This window comes from Enterobacter cloacae complex sp. IR5412, assembly GCF_049237385.1.
GTDB classification, from domain to species: domain Bacteria; phylum Pseudomonadota; class Gammaproteobacteria; order Enterobacterales; family Enterobacteriaceae; genus Enterobacter; species Enterobacter intestinihominis.
Genome location: NZ_JBMKHQ010000010.1, coordinates 94,784 through 118,092, shown reverse-complemented (window position 1 = coordinate 118,092; position 23,309 = coordinate 94,784). Strand labels below are relative to the sequence as shown.

At 55.7% G+C, this 23,309-nt stretch carries 26 protein-coding genes; 8 read left to right on the top strand and 18 right to left on the bottom strand.

Annotated features, from left to right (window positions below; translation table 11 throughout):
- Positions 1 to 4: 4 nt before the first annotated feature.
- From gspK to gspC, 9 genes are read right to left on the bottom strand one after another with little or no spacing between them, the layout of a single operon-like run.
- Complete coding sequence (gene gspK, locus ACOTX2_RS17665) at positions 5 to 1,015, bottom strand: type II secretion system minor pseudopilin GspK (protein ID WP_063148389.1); 1,011 nt, start codon at positions 1,013 to 1,015, stop codon at positions 5 to 7.
- A complete protein-coding gene (gene gspJ, locus ACOTX2_RS17660; RefSeq protein WP_063148390.1) occupies positions 1,012 to 1,665 on the bottom strand; it encodes a type II secretion system minor pseudopilin GspJ in 654 nt (217 codons plus the stop codon). The genes gspK and gspJ overlap by 4 nt, the downstream gene beginning before the upstream one ends.
- Complete coding sequence (gspI, locus tag ACOTX2_RS17655) at positions 1,662 to 2,042, bottom strand: type II secretion system minor pseudopilin GspI (RefSeq protein ID WP_045308510.1); 381 nt, start codon at positions 2,040 to 2,042, stop codon at positions 1,662 to 1,664. The genes gspJ and gspI overlap by 4 nt, the downstream gene beginning before the upstream one ends.
- Positions 2,035 to 2,520 (bottom strand): type II secretion system minor pseudopilin GspH, encoded by a 486-nt coding sequence (gspH, locus tag ACOTX2_RS17650; protein ID WP_023299697.1) that lies wholly within the window; start codon positions 2,518 to 2,520, stop codon positions 2,035 to 2,037. The genes gspI and gspH overlap by 8 nt, the downstream gene beginning before the upstream one ends.
- Positions 2,520 to 2,969 (bottom strand): type II secretion system major pseudopilin GspG, encoded by a 450-nt coding sequence (gene gspG / locus ACOTX2_RS17645; protein WP_023299696.1) that lies wholly within the window; start codon positions 2,967 to 2,969, stop codon positions 2,520 to 2,522. The genes gspH and gspG overlap by 1 nt, the downstream gene beginning before the upstream one ends.
- Positions 2,970 to 2,972: 3 nt before the next feature.
- Positions 2,973 to 4,181 (bottom strand): type II secretion system inner membrane protein GspF, encoded by a 1,209-nt coding sequence (gene gspF / locus ACOTX2_RS17640; RefSeq protein WP_063148391.1) that lies wholly within the window; start codon positions 4,179 to 4,181, stop codon positions 2,973 to 2,975.
- Positions 4,181 to 5,659 (bottom strand): type II secretion system ATPase GspE, encoded by a 1,479-nt coding sequence (gene gspE / locus ACOTX2_RS17635; protein WP_063148392.1) that lies wholly within the window; start codon positions 5,657 to 5,659, stop codon positions 4,181 to 4,183. The genes gspF and gspE overlap by 1 nt, the downstream gene beginning before the upstream one ends.
- Positions 5,660 to 5,673: 14 nt before the next feature.
- The gene (gene gspD / locus ACOTX2_RS17630; RefSeq protein WP_023299693.1) at positions 5,674 to 7,596 is read right to left on the bottom strand and encodes a type II secretion system secretin GspD; all 1,923 of its coding nucleotides are present in this window, start codon (positions 7,594 to 7,596) and stop codon (positions 5,674 to 5,676) included.
- A gap of 13 nt (positions 7,597 to 7,609) precedes the next feature.
- Positions 7,610 to 8,341 carry a type II secretion system protein GspC gene (gene gspC / locus ACOTX2_RS17625; RefSeq protein WP_032621712.1) on the bottom strand — a complete coding sequence of 244 codons (732 nt, stop codon included), beginning with the start codon at positions 8,339 to 8,341 and terminating at the stop codon, positions 7,610 to 7,612.
- Between the two features lie 300 nt (positions 8,342 to 8,641).
- Between gspC and ACOTX2_RS17620 the strand changes: the two genes are divergently transcribed.
- Both ACOTX2_RS17620 and ACOTX2_RS17615 read left to right on the top strand, forming a co-directional pair.
- On the top strand, positions 8,642 to 10,204 hold the full coding sequence (locus tag ACOTX2_RS17620; protein WP_063148393.1) for an ExeA family protein: 1,563 nt from the start codon (positions 8,642 to 8,644) through the stop codon (positions 10,202 to 10,204).
- Positions 10,204 to 10,836, top strand: coding sequence for a hypothetical protein (locus ACOTX2_RS17615; protein ID WP_045623349.1), 633 nt, complete (start codon positions 10,204 to 10,206; stop codon positions 10,834 to 10,836). Before ACOTX2_RS17620 ends, ACOTX2_RS17615 begins: the two co-directional genes overlap by 1 nt.
- 3 nt (positions 10,837 to 10,839) lie before the next feature.
- Here the strand turns inward: ACOTX2_RS17615 and ACOTX2_RS17610 are convergent, their stop codons facing one another.
- The 3 genes from ACOTX2_RS17610 to ACOTX2_RS17600 form a co-directional block, all read right to left on the bottom strand.
- The gene (locus tag ACOTX2_RS17610) at positions 10,840 to 11,463 is read right to left on the bottom strand and encodes a helix-turn-helix domain-containing protein (RefSeq protein ID WP_022647582.1); all 624 of its coding nucleotides are present in this window, start codon (positions 11,461 to 11,463) and stop codon (positions 10,840 to 10,842) included.
- Positions 11,464 to 11,725: 262 nt separating this feature from the next.
- Positions 11,726 to 12,556, bottom strand: coding sequence for an N-acetylmuramoyl-L-alanine amidase (locus ACOTX2_RS17605; RefSeq protein ID WP_023305777.1), 831 nt, complete (start codon positions 12,554 to 12,556; stop codon positions 11,726 to 11,728).
- The gene (locus ACOTX2_RS17600) at positions 12,553 to 12,876 is read right to left on the bottom strand and encodes a heavy metal-binding domain-containing protein (protein ID WP_003858361.1); all 324 of its coding nucleotides are present in this window, start codon (positions 12,874 to 12,876) and stop codon (positions 12,553 to 12,555) included. Before ACOTX2_RS17600 ends, ACOTX2_RS17605 begins: the two co-directional genes overlap by 4 nt.
- A gap of 97 nt (positions 12,877 to 12,973) precedes the next feature.
- Between ACOTX2_RS17600 and ACOTX2_RS17595 the strand changes: the two genes are divergently transcribed.
- The 6 genes from ACOTX2_RS17595 (at position 12,974) to artJ (ending at position 17,493) form a co-directional block, all read left to right on the top strand.
- Positions 12,974 to 13,492: a lipoprotein gene (locus ACOTX2_RS17595; RefSeq protein ID WP_022647580.1), complete on the top strand. Its 519-nt coding sequence runs from the start codon at positions 12,974 to 12,976 to the stop codon at positions 13,490 to 13,492.
- A gap of 226 nt (positions 13,493 to 13,718) precedes the next feature.
- Positions 13,719 to 14,447: an arginine ABC transporter ATP-binding protein ArtP gene (gene artP, locus ACOTX2_RS17590; RefSeq protein ID WP_006809439.1), complete on the top strand. Its 729-nt coding sequence runs from the start codon at positions 13,719 to 13,721 to the stop codon at positions 14,445 to 14,447.
- Between the two features lie 18 nt (positions 14,448 to 14,465).
- Complete coding sequence (gene artI / locus ACOTX2_RS17585; protein WP_006174322.1) at positions 14,466 to 15,197, top strand: arginine ABC transporter substrate-binding protein ArtI; 732 nt, start codon at positions 14,466 to 14,468, stop codon at positions 15,195 to 15,197.
- A 6-nt stretch (positions 15,198 to 15,203) separates the two neighbouring features.
- The gene (gene artQ, locus ACOTX2_RS17580) at positions 15,204 to 15,920 is read left to right on the top strand and encodes an arginine ABC transporter permease ArtQ (protein WP_063148394.1); all 717 of its coding nucleotides are present in this window, start codon (positions 15,204 to 15,206) and stop codon (positions 15,918 to 15,920) included.
- The gene (gene artM, locus ACOTX2_RS17575; protein ID WP_022647579.1) at positions 15,920 to 16,588 is read left to right on the top strand and encodes an arginine ABC transporter permease ArtM; all 669 of its coding nucleotides are present in this window, start codon (positions 15,920 to 15,922) and stop codon (positions 16,586 to 16,588) included. Before artQ ends, artM begins: the two co-directional genes overlap by 1 nt.
- 173 nt (positions 16,589 to 16,761) lie before the next feature.
- Positions 16,762 to 17,493 (top strand): arginine ABC transporter substrate-binding protein ArtJ, encoded by a 732-nt coding sequence (artJ, locus tag ACOTX2_RS17570; protein ID WP_015571008.1) that lies wholly within the window; start codon positions 16,762 to 16,764, stop codon positions 17,491 to 17,493.
- Positions 17,494 to 17,568: 75 nt separating this feature from the next.
- On the opposite strand, the gene ACOTX2_RS17565 is transcribed toward artJ, so the two are convergent.
- The 6 genes from ACOTX2_RS17565 to potH all read right to left on the bottom strand — a co-directional run bounded on the left by ACOTX2_RS17565 (position 17,569) and on the right by potH (position 23,305).
- Positions 17,569 to 19,038 carry a sensor histidine kinase gene (locus tag ACOTX2_RS17565; protein ID WP_046618484.1) on the bottom strand — a complete coding sequence of 490 codons (1,470 nt, stop codon included), beginning with the start codon at positions 19,036 to 19,038 and terminating at the stop codon, positions 17,569 to 17,571.
- A complete protein-coding gene (locus ACOTX2_RS17560; protein ID WP_023299686.1) occupies positions 19,022 to 19,729 on the bottom strand; it encodes a response regulator transcription factor in 708 nt (235 codons plus the stop codon). The genes ACOTX2_RS17565 and ACOTX2_RS17560 overlap by 17 nt, the downstream gene beginning before the upstream one ends.
- A 72-nt stretch (positions 19,730 to 19,801) precedes the next feature.
- Positions 19,802 to 20,929 (bottom strand): 23S rRNA (uracil(747)-C(5))-methyltransferase RlmC, encoded by a 1,128-nt coding sequence (gene rlmC, locus ACOTX2_RS17555; protein ID WP_032676348.1) that lies wholly within the window; start codon positions 20,927 to 20,929, stop codon positions 19,802 to 19,804.
- 40 nt (positions 20,930 to 20,969) lie between these two features.
- Entirely contained in the window at positions 20,970 to 21,467 is a 498-nt protein-coding gene (locus tag ACOTX2_RS17550) for a YbjO family protein (RefSeq protein ID WP_100148782.1), read from the bottom strand.
- Between the two features lie 42 nt (positions 21,468 to 21,509).
- Complete coding sequence (gene potI, locus ACOTX2_RS17545; protein ID WP_022647574.1) at positions 21,510 to 22,355, bottom strand: putrescine ABC transporter permease PotI; 846 nt, start codon at positions 22,353 to 22,355, stop codon at positions 21,510 to 21,512.
- Positions 22,352 to 23,305, bottom strand: a complete 954-nt coding sequence (gene potH, locus ACOTX2_RS17540) for a putrescine ABC transporter permease PotH (RefSeq protein ID WP_022647573.1) — start codon at positions 23,303 to 23,305, stop codon at positions 22,352 to 22,354. The genes potI and potH overlap by 4 nt, the downstream gene beginning before the upstream one ends.
- Positions 23,306 to 23,309: the final 4 nt, after the last annotated feature.

Genomic DNA, 23,309 nt, shown 5'->3' with positions numbered 1-23,309 from the left:
TTTCTTATTCAATCATTCGGTAACGACGCTGCCACGTCACGATCTCACCGGCTTCGTTATTCATCTGAAGCTGGCTGACCACGCGAAGCGTTAATTCATTGGTATTGCCGCTGTAATTCACGCGGAAGTACCGGCTGTTTATAGAAAATTGATCTGTCACCTGCGGGAGATCGTCTTTTAACTGCGGGAAGGTCTGCTCCAGCGCTTTGCTGAACGCGTCCATATTTTCCCAGCCCGATTCCGGACGTGTATCCAGCAGACGAACCGCGTCATCCTGCGTGAATTTTCCCGGAAACATGGCCGCCAGCACAGCGGCCTGTTCCGGTTGCAGGGTGTTAACGTCCACCTTGCTGGCGGCGTCCGGCAGCGCGCATAACAGCTTGCTCACCTTCGGATATGCCGTAACCGGGAACGCTGGCAGCAGTTTGATCTCCGCGATGCTGCGCATCATCTGGTTTGCCGGTTGCCGGGCGGGCACGATGCCAGCCCACGCATCGCTTTCGGCACCCTCTTTCGCCGTGGTGCTGTCACCATCGAGATAATCCACCAGCTGGAAATAGACCGCCTCCGCCGTACCCGGACTGAGCCCGCTTTCCGTCAGGAGTTGTTCAACAATCCGCTCTTTACGCGGTTTTTCCGCCACCGCGGGAGCGCTTTGCCCCTGGGGCGCGACGTCGGCGGTCAACAGGTTATTGACGTTAAAGCAGTCCTGAGCGTCTTCCACCTGGCTCACGACCGTGTAGTCTTCTCCCTGCGTCTCCAGCGGCTGATGCCAGTCGCCGTCCAGCGCCAACGGCTTGCTCTCGCCGCTGGCATCGGTCTGTAACCTGTCCTTCACTACTTTTTCCTGGGCCTGCATCGCCCAGCGCAGCTGCTGCTGGCTTATCTGATAATGCGTTTTCTGCAAATTACGGCAGAACTGCTGGCTGATTTTGGCGGCCAGCGCCGACATCATCACCAGCAAAATCAGCACCACCAGCAGGGCGACGCCCTTTTGTTGACGGATTCGGTTCATGGTCTGGTCTCCGGCGAAGGCGCAGGGGCTGCGTCCGGAGTCGTCGCAGGCGCGTCGGCGGCTTTCTCTGGGGCTGCGGCAGCGGCCACCTCCGGCATATCCCCCGGCGTGGTGAACACCCAGCGCCAGGTATCCCCGTTTTCCATCGTCAACGTGACCTCCACGCCGTCCGGCAGATGGGCGGCGTCGTGCCAGGTTGTCTGCCAGCCCTGACGATAAAACCGCCACTGCAATGCTTTTACGCCGCTGACAATCGGCACTTCGTCAGGCTTAACGTCCACCGGGCCGTCAATGACCGGCCAGACGTCGCGGTACAAACGCCCCTCTTCCAGCCGCCAGCGTACGCGCTCCAGCTGGACCGTTCCGCTCACGCCATTCAGGGTGGTCAGTTCAAGGGCATCGCCCTCCTGACGGAACAGATCTGGCTCATTACGCGGCGCTCGCGCCTGTAGCTGGAAAAAATCGCGCTCCATCAGACTCCAGCCGCGCTGAAGCTGGTTGAGCTTAGCGGCGCTGGCATCGGTGGCCGAGCTGGTACGCATCGCGCCGTCCAGAATTTGCCAGGCCAGGGTGCTGATTACCGCGAAAATAGTCAGCGCAATCATGATCTCCAGCAGGGTAAATCCGCGCTGGCGTCGCGTTTTCTTCACTTGCTCTCTCCCGGCGGAATGATGTGCAGGGAAACAACCGGCTGGCTCTCATCGCCTTCCGCATAGACGCGAATGGAGTTCGCCCAGCCGTTGTCGGCGGTTTTCACCCGCTGCTTACGCCAGTTCCAGCTGCGCCCGCCCATGATTTCCGTCCCCTGCTGCTCAGCATCCGGGAAGTCGGTTTTGGTGAGTTGCGCTTCCGCCAGCTGATTTTCCGCCACCCAACTGGCCTGCAAGGTATCGGCCAAGCCATGGGTAAAACGCACGTTCAGGGAGACCGAGTTCATTAGCGCCAGCGCGGCGGTGGAGAAAATCACCAGCGCGACCATCACCTCCAGCAGCGTCATCCCCTTTTGCTTTGTGTTGTCGTTAGCCATCGTTTTCTACCGATACCGGCGCCGCACCCTGCGACACCACGCGGAAATGGTGCTGTTTGTCGTAACTTTGCAGCGTCAGCGTAAAGCGGCTGATTTCACCGTCCGGTAAAAAGATCACCTGTGGCTCGGACGCCACCGTCGCGGCCAGGCGCTGCGGCGATAGCGACACGTGCATCTCTTCCGGAAAATCACCTTTGGTGGTAATACGTCCGGCAGATAATGGCACCCAGTGACGCTCGCCATTTTTATCCGCGATCGTCACCAGCTGATATTTATCGGTGGCGATCACCAGCCCGACAATATTTCCGTCCATCACCGCACGGTCTGAACCATAATCAACGAGCGCTTTTAATTGCTGGCCAAATATATCCGCGCCGCTGCGCGAAGGAATGGTGGACACCACCATCATGGCGCAGCTGGCAAATATCACCAGCGCCAGAATAATTTCCAGCAACGTAAAGCCGCGTTGATTTTTCATTACTTCTCGTTCTTATCCAGAGACCAGTTGGTAATGTCATCGGCAGTATTCGCTTCACCGTCCGGACCCGCAGAGAAAATGTCCACCGCACCGTGTTCACCTGGGCTGACCAGAATATAATCGCTGCCCCATGGATCCTGCGGCAGGCGGCGAATATAGCCATCCGCGCGATAGCCGTTCGGGATTGGTGCGATTTCCGGCTTCGTCACCAGCGCCTGCAAACCCTGCTCTGTGGTCGGGTAGCGGTGGTTGTCCAGCTTATACATATCCAGCGAGCCTTCGAGCGCGACAATATCGCTGGTCGCCTTTTGCGTATCCGCTTTTTCTTTATTACCCATTAAGTTTGGCACTACCATACTCGCCAGAACGCCAAGAATAACAATCACCACCATTAATTCGAGCAATGTGAAGCCCGCCTGGCGAGCCAGGTTTTTACGTTTTAGAGCCATGATTTAACCTACCATATTATTAAGTTGCAGAAGCGGTTGTAATATTGAAAGAACGATGAATAAAACAATCGTCGCCATGGATACCACCAGCGCCGGTTCAAATACCGACAGCGTTAATGTAATTCGATGCTGTAATGCCGATTCCTGATTTTCTGCAGCGCGATCCATTAAATTACCTAATTCCCCGCTCTCTTCACCGGAGGCAATCATATACAGCATGGTTGGCGGGAATAATTTCGCCTGTTCCAGCGCCGCATACAGCGACGCCCCCTGACGTACGGTATCGGCGGCCTGCTCAAGCACCTGACGGGCATAGAGATTTTCAATACCGTCCATCGCGATATACATCCCCTCCAGCAGCGGCACGCTGCTGGCCTGCAAAATGCTCAGGGTACGGATATAGCGGGCGCTGTTGATGGCGCACACCAGCTTTTTAATCGGCGAGCCGTTCACCAGCCAGCTGTGCCAGCGAAAACGGTTTTTCACGTTTCGCACCCAGGTTTTGAAGCCGACGAACGCCCCCGCCAGGCTGCCGACAATATAGATACCCCAGGCTTGCAGGAAATCACTTACCGCAATCAGCGTCCGGGTGGTGATCGGCAGTTGCTGTTTCATGTGGGTAAACTGCTCAATCACCTGCGGCACCACCGCCACCAGCAGAATGCCGATCACCGCGATAGCGACCACGGTGAGGGTAATCGGGTAGACCATCGCCTGTGTCAGCTTGCTTTTCATCTTCTGGCGCTGCTCGTTGTACTCCGCCAGCTTCTCCAGCACGTCGCCCAGGTGGCCGGTCTTTTCACCGGCCATCACCAGCGTGCAGTAAAGTTTGTCGAAGGTGCGTGGAAACTGGCTAAAGGCGTCGAACAGCGTATGCCCCTCGACCACCTTCTCGCGGATCTCCACCACCATCGCCGCCAGCTTTTTATCTTCCGTCTGCTTAGAGATCGCCTTCAGCGCACTTTCCAGCGGCAGCGCGGCGTTCACCAGCGTCGAAAGCTGACGGGTAAACATCGACAGCACCGGGGTAGAGAGCTTCGCCCCGGTTTTCGCTTTCCCGCCTGTCGCCGTTTTGCGGGTTTCGGTGATACTCACGGGCATCAGCTTTTGCTCGCGAAGCCACTGGCGAACCTGCTTCTGTCCCTCGGCCTGTAACGTCCCGCGCTGGGTTTTTCCCGCGGCACTCGTCGCCGTCCAGGCGTAGAAAGCCATTACGCATCCCCCCCACGCTCGGCGGTGACGCGCATGACTTCTTCCAGAGACGTCACGCCGCTAATCACCTTCAGCAGCCCGTTTTCACGCAGGCTGTAGGCCTGCTTAAAGAGCTGCGTTTCGATGGACATTTCGTCCTTATCTTCATGGATGGCGCGGCGCATGGTACTGTCCACCACCAGAAACTCATGAATACCGGCGCGGCCCTGATAGCCGCTCTGACGGCAGTGTTCACACCCCACCGCGCGATAAATCGCTTTTGGCGGCGCGTCCATAAAGCTGAACAACGCTTTTTCATTGGCATCCAGCGGACTGGTGGTCCGGCAGTGCGTACACAGCCGACGCACCAGACGCTGGGCAATGACACCGAGCAGCGATGAACCGATTAAAAACGACTCCAGCCCCATATCCCGCAGACGGGTTATCGCCCCTGCGGCACTGTTGGTGTGCAGCGTCGACATCACCAGGTGACCGGTCAGCGACGCCTGCACCGCGATCTGGGCGGTCTCACCGTCGCGAATTTCCCCGATCATCACCACGTCCGGGTCCTGACGCAGAATCGCGCGCAGCCCGCGGGCAAAGGTCATGTCCACGCGCGGGTTAACCTGCGTCTGCCCCACGCCTTCCAGCTCGTATTCGATCGGGTCTTCCACGGTCAGAATGTTGCGCTCGTGACCGTTCAGCGCCGAAAGAATGGCGTACAGCGTGGTACTTTTACCCGAACCCGTCGGGCCGGTAACGAGGATGATCCCATGCGGGCGGTCAATCAGCCCTTTCAGCTTCTCCAGCTCTTCATCAATCAGCCCAAGCTTGTTGATGTCGGGCTTGAGATTGCTTTTATCGAGCAGGCGCATGACCACGCGCTCGCCGTACTGGGACGGAATGGTCGACACACGCACATCGATGGACTTGCGGCCGATGCGCAGGGAGATACGTCCATCCTGGGGGAGACGTTTCTCGGCGATGTCGAGTTTCGACATCACCTTAATACGCGACACCAGCAGCGGCGCGAGCTTACGCGCCGGTTGCAACACCGGGCGCAGCACGCCGTCAACACGAAAGCGGATGCTCAGCGTGCGCTCGAAGGTTTCGATATGAATATCCGACGCGCCGTCCTTCACCGCCTCGCCGAGAATGGCGTTGATCAGGCGGATCACCGGTGAGTTTTCGTCGTTATCGAGCAGATCTTCGTTATCCGGGATCTCCTCGGTTAAGGCCATCAGATCGATATCCGCGTCCATGTCGTCCACCAGTTGCTGCGACACGCCGCTGCTCTGCTGCCAGATTTTGGCCAGCATCTCGTCAAACGCTTCCGGCGTCACAGTGACGGGGATGAAAGCACGGCCCAGCACCCGGCGCACCTCCAGCAGAGCATGCGCAGGAGTGTCGTCCCGGATATAGACATCATTGTTGTAAAACAGAACGCCGTTATCTTTTGCGTAGCTGCTGTTACACAGTGTTTTACTCAGTTCGTCCACGTTACCCCTCCGCGCTATTCTTTAAACGGATTGCGCGTGGCGCTGGTTTTCACCGGTGCGGCGCCAGTGCTTGCAGAGGGAAACGCGGGCAGGACAGCGTTGTCAGTCGGCTCAACAATACCGAGCTTTTTCTCCTCCACTCGCTGCATCTGGCGCACCCGGATCTGGTCATATTTCTCTTTCGAGGCCGCGCTGTAGTTGTCGTCGTCACGCAGGACGGTGGTATGAATAAACACCATCAGGTTGCGTTTGGAAGTATCCTGCGAGGTGTAGCGGAACAGCTGACCGACCAGCGGGATATCGCCGAGCAGGGGCACTTTGGACACGGACTGTTTGGTCACATTTTCCATCAGACCGCCGAGCACCACCGTCTGACCACTGTGGACCATCACTTCGTTATTAATCGTGCGCGTGTTGAAGGTTGGGCCGAGGCTGGAGTCTTCCGTCGCGCTGTTGTCGACACTCGACACTTCCTGCTCAATCTTCAGATGGATCATGTCGCCATCGTTAATCTGCGGCACAATCTTCAGCTTGGTCCCTACGGTTTTACGCTCAACCGAGTTAAAGACGTTGTCGCCGCTGGTGGTTTGCGAACCGGAAAGCACCGGCACATCCTGACCGACGTTGAACGACGCTTCTTTGTTATCCAGCGTGACCACGCTTGGCGTTGAGAGGATGTCATTTTTGCCGTCGGTGGAAAGCGCGGTCACCAGCGCACCGAAGTCACCGTTAAAGAAGCCGGTCGCAAGGCCAGTGAAACTTGCCCCTTTCATGGTGCCATTTTTAATCTGGCTGATTGGCAGGCCGGTGGAGCCAAACTGCACCCCGCCGTGCTTGCTGGTCCACTGCACGCCAAGATCCAGGCCGTTACCGTCCTGCACTTCGGCAATGATCGCTTCCACCAGCACCTGCGGACGGCGAATATCCAGCTTGTCGATCACTTTCTCGAGGGAGTTCATCACGTTAGGCTGTGCGGTGATCACCAGGGAGTTGGTTGACTCGTCGGCGGTAATATTCAGATCGGTTGAGGCGCTCGCGGATTTCGCTTTGGCCGCACCCGGCTTGTCTTTCAGCTGCTCACCAATCCCGGTGAGAACCGGCACCACTTTGGTGGCGCTGGCATACTTGAGGTAGAAGACGCGGGTATTGCCCTCGTTATTCTGCTCACGATCCAGCTGATGAATAAGGGAACGGGTGCGCGCCCGCGCATCTTCCGCGCCGCTGATCACCAGGCTGTTGGTTTCGTCATCCGCGACGACTTTAGTCGCCAGCTGCGGCGCGTTCTGCCCTTTCTGTTCTTCATTGTTGAGGTTATTCAACATCTCCGAGAGTTCTTTGGCGGACGCAAAGCGCAGCGGGATGATTTCGCGACGCTGGATGCCGTCTTTATCGACGCGCTGCACCAGATCCACCAGCCGGTTCACCACCGAGGCTTTACCGGTTAACAGCAGGACGTTGGACGGCTCAAAGTGGACCACGTTCCCGATACCGGTGGCATCGTTGAGCTGACGCAGCAGCGGGGCCAGCTCACGAACAGGCACGTTTTCCATGCGCACCACGCGGGTGATGATCTCATCACCTTTGCCCGGATTTTTGCTGTCTGCCAGCGGCGCACCGGCGGTACGCGCTACGCTTGAGCGCACCACTTTGACCATGCCGTTGTCCATCGGGATCACCGACAGGCCGTAGAGATCCAGCACGCTCAGAAAGAATTGATAGTACTCATCTTCCGTCAGCACGTTGTAGGTTCGGACCGAGACGGTTCCCTGGACGGACGGATCGACCAGAATGGTTTTATTGAGATTGCGGCCTACCGTATCGATAAACTCGCGAATATCAGTATTTTTAAAACTCGCGCTAAAGTTAGCTGCAAGCAGCGAACTGGAATATAACGACAATGCGGTCAGCGCCACGCACGCCCAGGGAATTTTTTTCATGTCTGCACACTTTTTAATTGTTTAGAACATTAATCCGAATATTTTCAAGGTGAGCGTGACGTCGTACGATGACCTCCGCTTCTTTCATTTTTGACCAGTTGGCAATAATGCTTTTCGCTTTTGCTTCATCGGTCATATCGACAGAGTTAACCTGAACCGCCACATCGCCTTTTTCCAGACCTGACTGGCTGTAAAAGGCGGAGGCATTCCTTGGGTTTATCCTGTAGCCTTCCAGTCGGCCCTTTTCAATTATGGGTTTTAACACCAGATAATCATCAAGATGCACACTCTCTGCGCCAACATCTTTTGTCGATTTCGTTACCGGGCCGCTATCCACGCCACCCTTAAAATAGTCCGGTTTATTTAATGCCAGAACCTGCGTAGTACCTTCATAATTAACCACCACATTATCTTTGTTTATTTCCTGAATAAATGCGTCGTTAAATCCAGAGAGAGGTTCACCCTCACGGTAGCTTCTCTGACCGCCTGGCGTTTTGATGACAGCAAAGGAGAGCCAGGCGTCATCGCTGTTCACAATACCTTCGATTTCAGCTGCCAGCGGGGCTTTCACCGCACCCGGTAAGATTTCCTGACGCACGGCTGCCGTAAATAGCGAAAAGGATTTCTCTTCGCGCGTTTTTTTCAGCGGCTGTTGATCGGCATTAGCCAACTTATTCATAACTTTTTTATAATCTTTAAAGGTGAGATACCCTTGCTGGCCGCAAAAGATCAGCAGCACAAACATAATACAAGGCGTTATCCACCGTGAAAGAAATGAGAACCTCATTTTTTATCCGGCCTATAGCAAAGCAAAAATAAGCAGCGTCATACTGCGCCAATATGGATGAAAATAGTAATAAGCTGGTGCAAATGCGACCACTGACTTCGCCGCTAACTTTCATAAAGAAAAATATTGACCGTATAAAATCCAAATGTTAGACGCTGCCAGCAGGATATTTTTACCCTGTTTGCAAATTGACCGTTCAGGGGCGTTACCTTACTTTCTGATGCTGTTGCTATTCCTAATCAGAGACGGTAAGTCGTTATGTATCAGAGCCACTTTAATTTTAAAAATCCGCCATTCAGATCGATCACCCGTTTATCCGGGGATTTTCTGGTGCCTTATCATCAGGATGTGTTCAACCTGTTGAAAGAGAAAACCCAGCAGGCGGGAATTATCGGGCTCTTTTGCGACGACGCCCCGCTTCTGAGTCACTTCAGCGATGCGCTAAAAACCCGCCACAGTAACGTCCTTGTTATCAATGCGTTTCCCAAACTGAGTGCCAGTAGCCTGCTGTACAAGCTCAATCCGGTAACGAAAGAGAGCAAGAATCGCCTGCAGGCGGTGGATGCCATCCTGCGCCAGTGGCACGAGGGAAAAGCGAAAACCAGAGTGCTGGTGATTTCACACGCCGAAGCCATGAAAGAGAGCTGCCGTGAAGTCCTGGGTACGCTGCTCACGCGAGCCCAGGAGCTGAACTTCCGGCTCTCCGTGGTGCTGACGGGCACTGCGGATCAGGAAATCCTGCTTAAGCAACCTGAACTGCGCGAATATACACACACTCGTCATGTCCTGCGCCCCCTGACTTGCCGCGAATTCCTGGGCTATGTGCAGGCGCAATGCGAAGAACACGGCTGTGAAAATTCGCCGTTAACGCCGGCCCGCGTGCGCAAAATGCACACGTTGACCAAAGGCAACATCAGCAAACTTAACGAACTGGCGCACCTGTCAATGCTCGCCGCCTGGACGGAACGCGCGTCGCAGGTCAGCCCGCGTCATTTACGCCTGGCGGCGGGAGAGATCCTGCCCGCGAAAAAACACGGTAAGCGTCTGGCAACCGTGGGGCTGTTCGCATCGGTGCTGTTTGCCGCCTGCGGCTGGTATTTAACCTCATCCATCAGCGGGCATCTTCCCATCCAGCTGCCGGTCCCCGTCAGCTGGAAACAGCCGACGCGAAAAACGGAGGCGCCCGTGGTGCCGGTTATCGACAATGAAATGGTTAATCAGCCGGATGCGATGCACCAGCTCTATCTGATGTGGGGATATGACGCCTCGGCCGAAGATGCGCTGTGCCAGAATGCCGCTAAAGTGAACCTGATGTGTAAACAGGGGAACGCGTCGCCGGAGACGCTGGCGCAGGAAGGGTATCCGTGGGTCAGTGAACTGAAAACCAGCGGTCACCTTAACTATGCGGTGGTCGCCAGGGTCGGAGATACATCAATTGACCTGTTAATGAATAACCGGACCTGGCAGGTGAGCCGCAGCTGGTTTAACCGGCATGCGACCGGCAACTTCACCCAGTTGCACCGCCTGACACCGGAAGGAAAAGACGCGATCGGCGCGGCCAGCGACAGCAAAGACATGGCCTGGCTCGATCAGCAGTTAAGCCTGGCGCTGAACCAGCCCGAAACGCATGCCCGGATCTGGACCGCTGAGATGATGAAACGCACCCGTGAGTTTCAGCAAAAAATGCATCTGCACGTGGATGGCATCCCCGGCGAAGAAACGCTGATGCAGCTGATGCGCGTGACCAACAGCACGCCGAGCGTACTGATTCAGGCCACCCGCACTACCCCGGACGCAAAAATGCAGGAGAAGAAAGCCTAATGTCGACCATCTGCCTTGCGGCCCAGCGCAGCTATACAACCGGGGAAGCGGTCTGGTTTTCGTACCGCCTCCCCAGCCTGAAAAACGTTTTCGGCAAAACAGCATTATGGATGGTCGGCCTTTGCGCCATGCTGGTTGTCGGCCTGTATATGCATGTCTACTGGAACATGCGCCACCCGGCACCTGAACCGGTCAACGCCAGCGTTGCCAAACCGGAAACCCAGCTTTCGGAGATGCACTACGTGTACGTGAGTAAACCGTTCCCGCATCCGCAGCCTAAAGCTGCGCCAGTGCCTGTTGATGTTCCACCGATGCAGGATCTGCCGATCATCAGTGATGATGCCGACTGGCAGCAGGCGCCCGACGGCGCGGTGCCGCAAGACCCCTCGCGGGATACCCTACCCGGAACTGAGGCGCATGAGCACGATACCGCCCCCGCCAGCACGAGCAGTGAAGAGTCATCATTAACGGAATTATTTAAACAGGCATTAAAAGAGCAGGAGCAGGATTATTCTCAAGGAAAAATTCCCGCACCGCCGGTTGACGAAACGCAGGATAATTCACAAGCAAGTGTTAAAAACAGTGAAAACAGCCGTTCCCCTTTCAGTGATAAAGGAGACCGGCGGGAGTAGGCATTAATATTTTTCAGGCAGTGCGGTGAGGTTAAGCAGTCGACCTTTTTCCACCACAATATATTGACCTTTTTTCAGATCGGAGAGGATTTTAATAATGGTGCTACGTGCCAGGTTAGTGTATTCCTGAATGTAATCATAAACGTTAATATCACGCTGATGCTGTACAATCAGGTCGTTGATCTCATATAAAAATTCGCGAACAACAGAATATGCGCTGCGAGCGACCAGAATATCATCGCGCTTGCTCATCAGGCATATGTACCAGGAAAGCACTTTTGTCAGTTCAGGCCACAGGTTTTTCTCGGTCATCAGCTGGGCGAAGACCTCTTTCTTGATCGAGCGAACAACCGTATTCGACCGAACAAGGCCGTACATATGGGTGGCGTTGTAATACATCGACGACAGCCCGAAAATGCATTGCCCGGTAACGGTGAACAAGCACAGTTCGTCAGAGTCACGTCGAAATTCGACTTCGCCGCTGACGATAATATGAATTAAACCGGAATCAGCAGTGGAAATCTTCTGCCATTTTTTTAACGTTCTTTCTTCAACGCATGAGGTTGCAGAAATAATCTTTTCCATTTCATGTTGCGGACGTAATTTTTTTCCATAGATGCTTAACATTGTTATACCCGTTTTAAGATGTGATTTTAAAAAAAACATGGCAACGGCATTCATACCGAACCATAAATATTTTCCTGATGAAAAACTCAAGAATAAAAAAAAGAGTAAAGTTTTTTATTCGCCAAATTGCTTAGCGTGCTATGTGTCCATCTTAAATCCGAATAATTTTAAGTCAATTAACTAAAAATGAAATGAGATTGTACTTAGGATTAATCTAATAGAAACTTGCGGAAATATACTCATTTGGGGGTAAGCTAAAGGTTTACCCCTGCCCGTATTTCTCTAAAAGTGCTTCGGCAATCGCCATGGTTTCCACATCCGCTACGCCATTCCATAACTGCGGACGAAAATGCATCTGGAACACCATGATGATGCGTTTTTGCTGTGCAGGCGTGCTGTTTTCTGGCACCTCGTAACCGTAGCGCGCCAGCAGATCGAGCAGTGCTGCGGTATCAACCTGCTGATAATGCGGTCGCCCGTTGATATAAAAATTTACCCGCGCCGGTTCGGGCCAGGCTCCGATGCCCTGCTGCGCCAGCTCGCGCCACGGAAACAGCGGGCCAGGGTCGTCTTTACGCTGCGGGGCGATATCCGAATGGGCCACAACGTTCTGCGGTTTAATGTCGTAGCGGGCGATGATGTCTCTGGCAAGCGGGATTAGCGCCGCAATTTGCCCCGGTTCGAAGGGGGTAAAGGTTTTCACACCATCGGTTTTCCGCCAGCCGCGGTTTTCCAGCTCAATGCCGACGGAGGTATCATTTATGCGGTTGGTCCCACGCCAAAAGCTAATACCTGCATGCCAGGCCAGCTCGCTCTCCGGCACCAGCTGCCAGATACGCGGTTTGCCCTGCGGAGCTGGGGGCTTTGCGGGGATGAGATAGTGAGAGCTGACGTTTTTATCGGTTAAGGTCGCAAGCGAGGTGTCGAAATCATCGGCGGTGTAATGGATCACCAGCACCTTTATGCGCGGGTAGGCCGCCTGCGCCTGATGGCGCGTATCAAGTTCGTACGCGCCTTTATCAACAATGCCCTCTTCCGAGGCGCATCCTGCCAGCAACAATGCCAGCAGGAGGGTTGAGAGCGAACGCTTCATCGACGGGTTTTCACCGCCGTGCCGCTTACGCTCACCATCAGCATGCTGGCATCTTTCCCGACCGTTTCGTAGTCGATATCAATGCCCACCACCGCATCCGCGCCCAACGCTTTGGCCTGCTCGCCCAGCTCCTTAAACGCAATGTCACGCGCTTTACGCAGTTCTTTCTCGTAGGCACCGGAGCGCCCGCCGACGATATCCCGAATGCCGGCAAAGAAGTCCCGGAAGATGTTGGCGCCCAGAATCGCCTCACCGGTGACCACGCCGCAGTACTCGGTAATGGGTTGACCTTCCAGGGTTGGTGTTGTTGAAAATTGCATACTTCCTCTCCGTCTTTAGCGTTCAATGCGTTAGCAACTGCATTATCGGTTCGTTACGCTATGATTGAAAGGATAGTTAATAAATAAGGAAATCAACATGCGCTACTCTGCTTTAACGCTTTTAGTGCCCTGCGCGCTGGTGCTCAGCGCCTGCACTACGCCGGTCACGCCAGCCTTTAAGGATATCGGTTCCCGCAGCGGCCCCTGCATTGAGGGCGGCCCGGACGCCGTGGCGCAACAGTTCTATGATTACCGCATTCAGCATCGCGGTAATGACCTCACCGCCCTGCGCCCGTACCTGAGCGATAATCTGGCGAAACTGCTTAATGACGCCTCGCGCGATCCGCAGCAAAACGCGCTGCTTTCATCCGATCCGTTCTCCAGCCGCGCCACGCTGCCGGACAGCGCCGACGTCGCCAGCGCGTCCACCATTCCGAATACCGACGCACGGAATATTCCTCTGCGCGTGAAGCTAACCCAGGGGACACAAACCTGGCAGGATGAGGTACTGATGATCCGTGAAGGCCAGTGCTGGGCAATAGATGATGTGCGCTACATTGGCGGCAGCGTTCATGCTCCGGCGGGCACCCTTCGCCAGTCGATTGAGAACCGCTAACGCATACGTTAAATAAACGTTAACCCCGTAAAATGTCCGGCATTTCATGCGGAATGCCGACATTTATTCTCGCCCCCCTTTCCCGTCGCTATTTTGTGCTATGTTTAAGAGGAAACACGGGTTATATTTAACTTTTAACGCAGAAATATTGCATAACTATTCTGTCAACGGTACTATCTGCGGCCTCAATTGCTATAGATTGCCTGGATGAGTAAAGACTGCCCCGATGAGTATTAAACTAAACGGCATTAACTGCTTCTACGGCGCACACCAGGCGCTGTTCGACATTACGCTGAGCTGCCCGGAGGGCGAAACGCTGGTTTTGCTCGGCCCAAGCGGTGCGGGAAAAAGCTCCCTTCTGCGTGTTTTAAATCTGCTTGAAATGCCCCGTTCGGGAACGCTGGCCATCGCCGGTAACCATTTTGACTTCGCGAAAACCCCTTCTGATAAAGCGATTCGTGAACTGCGTCAAAACGTGGGCATGGTTTTCCAGCAATATAATCTCTGGCCGCATCTGACGGTGGTGCAAAACCTGATTGAAGCCCCGTGCCGCGTGCTTGGCTTAAGCAAAGACCAGGCGATGGCGCGTGCTGAAAAGCTGCTGGAACGTCTGCGTCTGAAACCGTACAGCGACCGTTATCCTCTGCATCTCTCTGGTGGTCAGCAACAGCGTGTGGCGATCGCCCGTGCGCTGATGATGGAGCCAGCGGTGCTGCTGTTCGACGAACCAACCGCGGCGCTGGACCCGGAAATTACTGCCCAGATCGTGAGTATCATTCGTGAACTGGCGGAAACCAACATTACCCAGGTCATCGTGACCCACGAGGTGGAAGTGGCGCGCAAAACCGCCAGCCGCGTGGTCTACATGGAAAACGGGTATATCGTTGAGCAAGGTGATGCGAGCTGCTTCACCAACCCGCAAACCGATGCCTTCAAAAACTACTTATCACACTGATGTGTTAGGGAAATTATAATGAAAAAAGTATTGATTGCCGCGCTGCTTGCTAGCGTCAGCCTTTCCGCTACCGCAGCCCAGACCATCCGTTTCGCCACTGAAGCGTCCTACCCTCCGTTTGAATCCATTGATGCGAACAACAAGATTGTTGGCTTCGACGTGGATCTGGCAAATGCCCTGTGTAAAGAGATCGACGCGACCTGTACCTTCAGCAACCAGGCGTTCGACAGCCTGATCCCCAGCCTGAAGTTCCGCCGTATCGACGCCGTGATGGCCGGTATGGACATCACTCCGGAGCGTGAAAAGCAGGTTCTGTTCACCACCCCTTACTACGACAACTCGGCGCTGTTCATTGGTCAGAAAGGTAAATACGCCTCCGTTGACCTGCTGAAAGGCAAGAAAGTCGGCGTGCAGAACGGCACCACGCACCAGAAATTCATCATGGATAAGCACCCGGAAATCACCACCGTGCCGTATGACAGCTACCAGAATGCGAAGCTGGACCTGCAAAACGGCCGTATCGATGCGGTGTTCGGGGACACGGCTGTCGTGACTGAATGGCTGAAAGCGAACGACAAGCTGGCCGCCGTGGGTGACAAGGTGACAGATAAAGACTACTTCGGTACAGGTCTGGGTATTGCCGTACGTCAGGGCAACACCGAGCTGCAGCAGAAATTCAACGCTGCGCTGGAAAAAGTGAAGAAAGACGGCACCTACGAAACCATCTACAAAAAATGGTTCCAGAAGTAATTCCTGATGAATGAAATTTTTCCTTTAGCAAGCGCCGCCGGGATGACCGTCGGCCTTGCCGTTTGTGCACTGATTATCGGCCTCGTACTGGCGATGTTCTTTGCGGTGTGGGAGTCCGTTAAGTGGCGCCCTGTCGCATGGCTCGGTTCAGCGCTGGTAACTGTGCTGCGTGGACTGCCGGAAATTCTGGTGGTCCTGTTTATCTATTTCGGCTCCTCACAGCTGCTGTTAACGCTGTCGGACGGCTTTACGATTAATCTCGGCTTTGCGCAGATCCCGGTGCAAATGCAGATTGAGAACTTCGACGTCAGCCCGTTCCTGTGCGGCGTAATTGCGCTCTCCCTGCTCTATTCGGCCTATGCGTCACAAACGCTGCGCGGCGCGCTGAAAGCGGTACCGCAGGGACAGAGGGAATCCGGTCAGGCGCTCGGCCTGTCGAAAGCGGCGATCTTCTTCCGCCTGGTGATGCCGCAGATGTGGCGTCATGCCCTGCCAGGGCTGGGCAACCAGTGGCTGGTACTGCTGAAAGATACCGCGCTGGTGAGCCTGATCAGCGTGAACGATTTGATGCTGCAAACCAAAAGTATCGCCACCCGTACGCAGGAGCCATTTACCTGGTACATCGTCGCGGCGGCTATCTACCTGGTAATCACGTTGCTGAGCCAGTACGTTCTGAAGCGTATTGATCTGCGCGCAACGCGTTTTGAACGGAGACCAGGCTGATGCTGGATTATTTACCCGAACTGATGAAAGGGCTGCACACCAGCCTGACGCTGACCGTTGCGTCTATCATCGTAGCGCTGATCCTGGCGCTGTTCTTCACCATCGTCCTGACGCTGAAAACGCCGGTGCTGGTGTGGATTGTCCGTGGCTACATTACGCTCTTTACCGGTACGCCGCTGCTGGTGCAGATCTTCCTGATTTACTACGGTCCAGGGCAGTTCCCGTCGTTACAGGAATATCCGGTTATCTGGCATTTGCTCTCTGAGCCATGGCTCTGCGCCCTGATAGCTCTCTCACTGAACAGCGCGGCCTATACCACGCAGCTGTTTTACGGCGCGATCCGCGCGATCCCGGAAGGCCAGTGGCAGTCCTGCGGTGCGCTGGGCATGAGCAAGAAGGACACGCTGGCGATCCTGCTGCCATACGCCTTTAAGCGTGCGCTCTCTTCCTATTCCAACGAAGTCGTTCTGGTGTTCAAAAGCACCTCTCTGGCCTACACCATCACCCTGATGGAAGTGATGGGCCACGGGCAGCTGCTGTACGGACGTACCTACGACGTGATGGTGTTCGGTGCGGCGGGTCTGGTCTATCTGGTGGTCAACGGTCTGCTGACGCTGATGATGCGTCTTATCGAGCGTAAGGCGCTGGCGTTTGAGCGCAGGAATTAATCACGCCAATGCATAAAACGGTATTCATTGAGCGGGTAACCTGATGGGTTATCCGCTTTTTTTTGCAACAAAGGTAATATTTAATCATTTTTATTGCATATAAATTCAGTAGATGGCATTGTATATCCAGGCCGTAGACACGGCGCATAAATAAGACAGACGGGAGCATTACAATGAAAAAGTTAGTTCTGGCCGCATTACTCGCAACCTTCGCCGCAGGCGCATCCGCCGCAGATAAAATCAATTTTGGCGTTTCTGCCACCTATCCGCCGTTTGAATCGCTGGATGCCAGCAACCAGATCGTCGGCTTTGACATTGACCTGGCGAAAGCGCTGTGCAAGCAGATGCAGGCCGACTGCACCTTTACTAACCACGCGTTTGACAGCCTGATCCCGTCCCTGAAATTTAAAAAATACGATGCGGTGATCTCCGGCATGGATATCACTCCAGAGCGCAGCAAGCAGGTCGCGTTTACCGACCCGTACTACGCGAACTCTGCGGTAGTGATTGCGAAGAAAGGAGCTTATAAGTCTTTCGACGAACTGAAAGGCAAGCGCATCGGCATGGAAAACGGCACCACGCACCAGAAATATCTCCAGGACAAGCATCCTGAAGTGAAAACCGTGGCCTATGACAGCTACCAGAACGCAATTATCGACCTGAAAAATGGCCGTATCGATGGCGTATTTGGCGACACCGCGGTCGTGAATGAGTGGCTGAAAACCAATCCGCAGCTGGGTACAGCGACGGAGAAAGTGACCGATCCGCAGTACTTTGGTACCGGCCTCGGCATCGCGGTACGTCCGGATAACAAAGCCCTGCTGGAAAAACTGAACGGCGCGCTGAAAGCGATCAAAGCTGACGGCACATACCAGAAAATCAGCGAGCAGTGGTTCCCGCAGTAATCTCTTTTTGCCGGGTGGTCTGGCCTACGGGGGTGGTCTGTAGGCCGGGAAAGCGCAGCGCCACCCGGCAATTTCTCATAGCGGCACAAAGAACCTGAACCGCGCCCCGCTCACGGACTCCATCAGCCTGATCCCGCCACCGTGCAGCTCCAGCATTCTCTTCACGATTAACAGCCCTAATCCCCCACGGTTCTCCCGCGACGCCTGAGGATTTAACGCTGACGGTCGCTGGAACAAATCGTCGCGCAGCGAGGCATCTACGCCCGTACCATTGTCTGCCACTTCGACCTGAAGTCGTTCATTCTCCTGCCAGACCGCCAGACGAATTTCTCCGCCGCTCGGCGTATGACGGATGGCGTTATCCAGAAGATTAGTGACCACGCGCTCGATCATCGACACGTCGGCGTTCACCAGCGGCAATCGCCCCGACACATCAATACGCAGGTTCACCTCGCGCGTGCGGGCGGTAAGTTCAAACTTCTGCGCCACGTCGGAAATCAGTTCAGCCATGGCAAAACGCTCGCGCTGGGGCTTGATGCCGCCGTGCTCAAGACGCGCCAGCTCGAACAGCTGCTGCGACAGATGGCGTACCTTTTGCCCCTGACGCAGCGCGGTAGCGAGGTACTGCTGATGCTCCTGCGGCGACAGCGTGGCGGATTTCAGCGACAGCGTTTCCAGATAACCCAGCAGCGACGTCAACGGGGTGCGTAAGTCGTGCGAAATGTTGGCGATAAACTCCCGGCGCTGGCGGTCGCTGTCGGCCAGCCGATCCCACTGAGAGGTGATTTTGCGCGCCAGCTCGATAAAGGTATTGCGCAGGATCGCCACTTCATCCTGGCCGGCAGGCTCGAGCGGCTGGGCCGCCAGCTGCTTAATCGCGCTGATGCTGTCCTGCTCCAGCCCGGCCACGTCCAGCGTGAGCTGTTTAACCGGGCGCGTCACCCAGTACCAGAGCAGCAACCCCGCCAGCAGACCAAACAGCGCCACCAGCAGCATCGACCACAGCGCCGTACTCCAGAGCGCTTTGTGCCAGGCCATCTCCGCCAGCGCGTTGGACTCCTCCCCCTGCAAAATAATGTACAGATACCCCTTCAGCTCACCGTCTTGCCGCAGCGGGGTGGCGCTGAAGACTTTCTTATTCTGGCTTCGGGGATCGTCGCCAAACACCGGCATCACCGTCCCGCTCAGGAAATTCTGTATCGGCGCGAGGTCAATTTTTTGCCGCTGAATGTGCCCCGGCGGGGCGGCATCGGCCAGGATATCGCCATCAGGCGAGACAACATACAGCTCGACGCTCGGATTAAAGGTCATCAGCCGGTCGAACAGCGGCTTTAAGGCGCTGCGATCCACCCTGCCCTGCGAATCCAGAATCGCTTCCCGCTGCGCAATCTGCTGCGCCAGCCCGCCGGAGAGACGCTGCACCATCGCATTGCCGTACTGCATGCTAACGTAGAGCTGCACCGCACAGGCGACGGTGGCGCAGAGCAAAAGTAACACCGTAAACAGCAGCGTCAGGCGCTGGCTCAGGCTAAAGCGACGCATCATGATTCTGCTCCGCAAATTTGTAGCCTTTGCCCCAGACGGTGCGAACGATCTCCGGCTCGGCGGCATCTTTCTCTATTTTGATGCGCAGGCGGTTAATATGAGTGTTGACGGTGTGTTCGTAGCCTTCGTGCTGATACCCCCACACCTGCTCCAGCAATGCCAGCCGTGAAAAGACCTCTCCGGGATGGCGGGCAAAAAAATAGAGCAGTTCAAATTCACGCGGGGTGAGATCGACGTGTTGACCGTTAAGACGCACGGTGCGCGCCAGCGGATCGATAGTCAGACCGTGCGCCTGAATAATGCCGTCCGTCTGCGCCTGGCCCATCGCCTGCTGACGACGAAACAGCGCCTTAATGCGGGCAATCAGCTCCTGCACCGAGAAAGGTTTTGCCAGATAATCATCCGCCCCGGTTTCCAGGCCGGTAATACGGTCAGTTTCACTGCTGCGGGCGCTAATGATGATAATGGGCAGGTAGCGGGTCATCTGGCGGATACGGCGGCAAATCTCCAGACCATCAACATTCGGCAGCATCAGATCGAGGATCACCGCGTCCCACGGCTGTTTTTCCAGAAGCGGTAACGCCTTTCCCCCGTCCGGCTCGTGGGTAATGGCGTAGCCTTCATCTTCCAGGTTAAGACGCAGGAGTGCAGCGATATCGTGGTCGTCTTCTACCAGCAGGATCTGCTTCATGGGTAAGCCTTCAATCATTTGTTATGACGTAAGCTTACCTGATTTCGAGCGGGGGAAGAGTTCACATTTTGTTTAAGATTTCACGAGCAACGTCAGCACTTCGTAATGCGCAGTGTGCGGGAACATATCAAAGAGCTGAACGCGCGCAATGCGGTAGCCCGGCAGGCTGGCGATATCCTTCGCCATGGTCTGCGCGTTACAGCTGGAGTAGACAATGTACTCCGGCGCCATCTGGCTCAGGTAGTCGCAGAGCGCCTGGCCGATACCCCGGCGCGGCGGGTTCACCAGCACCAGCTCCGGCACGTTGCCCTGGCCGGTGGCGAACCGGGTCGAGTCCAGCGCCTGGAAGTGCAGATTCGTCAGCCCCAGCTCCGCGGCGGACTGTTTCGCGCAGGCGATGGCCTCCGCAGAAATTTCAATCCCGGTGAGCTGCATGTCTGGCGTGGCACAGTGCAGGCCAAAGCCGCCGACGCCGCAGAACAGATCCCACATGTGATGAACCTGTAACGCACGCACCCAGTCGCGCGCGGTCGCGTACAGCGCGCTGGCGACGGTGGGGTTAGTCTGGAAGAAGCTTTGCGGACGGATCCACAGCGGCACGCCGTTGAAATTCTCCGCCAGCGCATGCTGTTCGGTGAAGAAAATCTCTTTCTCTCCTTCCATGATCGCCATATGCACCGGCTGAATATTAGCGGTAATGACCTTGAGCTGCGGAAGCTGTTCCTGCAGCCACGGCAACACCGCGCGAAGCTGCTCCAGTTTGGTTTCCGAACGCAGCACAAAGCGCAGCATCATCCCGCCGTCGATTTGGCTTTCGGTCAGCAGAAGGTACTTAAGCTCGCCGCGCCTGCGGGCAACGTTATAGGGCGTTAACCCCGCGCGGGCGATAAAGGGTTTCAGGGCGGTAAACACCGGCTCAAACGAGGCGGGATACAGCGGACAGCCGGTGAGATCGACGGGCGTGCCGTCACGGTGCAGCATGCCCAGCAGCGGCTTTTCGACGCTGCCGCTGACCACCATTTTGGCTTTATTACGAAAGCCCTGCTCCGGCCCGCTGACGGGTGCGCACCACTCGCCCACCGCGTGTGCTGCCAGCAGCTGTTGCAGGTCGGCCATTTTGGCGGTGAGTTGTTGAGGGACCGGCTGTTCTATCCACTGACAGGAGCGGCAGCGTCCGGCGTCATAGAGTGCGCACTGCATATGAAAACCTTAAGAATCACGAGGGCTGCGATTATACACATTATTGCAGGCGGAAGAACCGCCGACTGGAGGCGGGAACATAGAGCAGGCAGAGCACCAGCATGTCCGGCAATTTTTGCATCACTAAGGAATGGAAAATCTCACGTCGCGACTCACCGGGTATGCTGAACAGCTCCGGATAGCCGTAGCCCAGCGAGGCGGCCCACAGATAGCTGGCGGCGGTGATCTGCGTAAGAAAATATACCCAGCGCGCCCAGTTGCGCCCCTTTACCAGCGAGAACGCACAGTAGATCTCAATAAACACCAGCATCAGGCTGCTGAGAAACACCAGCGTCAGATTCCACGTCTGCGCGCTGCGGTGAATGAACTCCCCCATGCCTCGCGGGCCCAGCGTGTTCATAATCATCAGCACATCCAGGCAGCGGATCATAATAATGGCGAGCGCCGCCACCTGCACCAGCGCAGGGACGTTCGGACGGGCGTGCGAATGACGTGTTTTTTGCAAGAATCCCAATGTTTTTACTTCCCTGAAAAACAGTGCCGCGTCATACGCGGCACATCACTGGAAATAATAATTCCTTCAGCCGCGTCTTGCACGCTGGATATCGCGCACGCGCTGCTTTTCCGCGCGAGCCATCAAATACCAGGCGATAAATCCGACAATTCCGACCACCCCGAGGATGATGGAGGCCAGGGCATTAATCTCCGGATTCACCCCCATGCGCACGCTGGAGAAGACCAGCATCGGCAGCGTCGTCGCGCCCGGCCCCGACACAAAGCTGGCGATAACCAGATCGTCGAGCGAGAGCGTGAACGCCAGCAGCCAGCCGGAGATCACCGCCGGCATAATCATCGGCAGCGTAATGATGAAAAAGACCTTCAGCGGCGTGGCGCCGAGATCCATCGCCGCCTCTTCAATGGAGCGATCCAGCTCGCGCAGCCGCGAGGAGATGACCACCGCCACATACGCCGTACAGAAGGTGACGTGCGCCAGCCAGATGGTGAGCATCCCGCGATCCGCTGGCCAGCCGATGGCGTGCGCCAGCGCGACAAACAGCAGGAGCAGCGACAGACCGGTGATGACGTCCGGCATCACCAGCGGGGCGGTGATCATAAACGCAAAACCATTTGCTCCGCGAAAACGGCCGAAGCGCACCATCACCAGCGCGGCAATCGTGCCCAGCACGCAGGCCATCGTCGCCGCCAGCGCCGCAATGGTCAGGCTCAGCCCCACCGCACTCATCATCGCATCATCGTGGAACAGCTCGCTGTACCAGCGCGTCGACCAGCCCGCCCAGACGGTGACCAGCTTAGAGCTGTTGAACGAGTAGATCACCAGCATCAGCATCGGCGCATACAGGAAGGTAAAGCCGATAATCAGGATCAGAATTCGCCACGGGGAGCGTACTACCGGTAAGTTGTTCATCCGTGGTCTCCCATCTGTTTCTGCTGATGTTTGTGGAACCACATGATCGGCACGATCAGCAGCAGTAACATGACAATCGCCACCGCCGAGGCCACCGGCCAGTCGCGGTTATTGAAAAACTCCTGCCACAGCACGCGGCCAATCATGATGCTGTCCGGGCCGCCGAGCAGTTCGGGGATCACAAACTCCCCGACCGCCGGGATAAACACCAGCATCGATCCGGCGATGATCCCGCCTTTTGTGAGCGGCACAATGACGCTGAAGAACGTCTTCAACGGGCGTGCGCCGAGATCCAGCGAGGCTTCCACCAGCGAGTAATCGATTCGCGTCAGCGCCGTATAGATTGGCAGCACCATAAACGGCAGATAGGCATAGACAATCCCGATATACACCGCAAGGTTGGTATGCAGGATCGTCAGCGGCTGGTCGATCACCCCAAGCCACAGCAGGAAGTTATTCAGTATGCCGTTATTCTTCAGGATCCCCATCCACGCGTACACGCGGATCAGGAACGATGTCCACGACGGTAAAATGACCAACAGCAGTAAAATATTTCGCGTCGACGGCTTGCTGTGCGCCACTGCCCACGCCAGCGGGTAGCCCATCAACAAGCAGCAGATCGTTGAGATCGCCGCAACCTGTAACGACTGTAAATAGGCTTCGAAATAGAGCGGATCCTCAGTCAGTTGCAGGAAATTCCCAAGGTTTAAGGTCAGCGTCAGTTGCCCGTCGGCCCACTCCCACAAATCGGTATACGGCGGGATCGCCCGCGCCATCTCCGCCAAGCTGATCTTAAAGACGATCAGGAACGGCAGCAGAAACAGCAGGATCAGCCAGATATAGGGCATGGCGATGACCAGCTTGCGGCCATGCGCCATCTGCACGCGCGCCAGCCAGTGCGAGAAACCGCCCGGTTTTTTGACGCGGGCTGGAGGTTCAAGTGTGCTCATGACC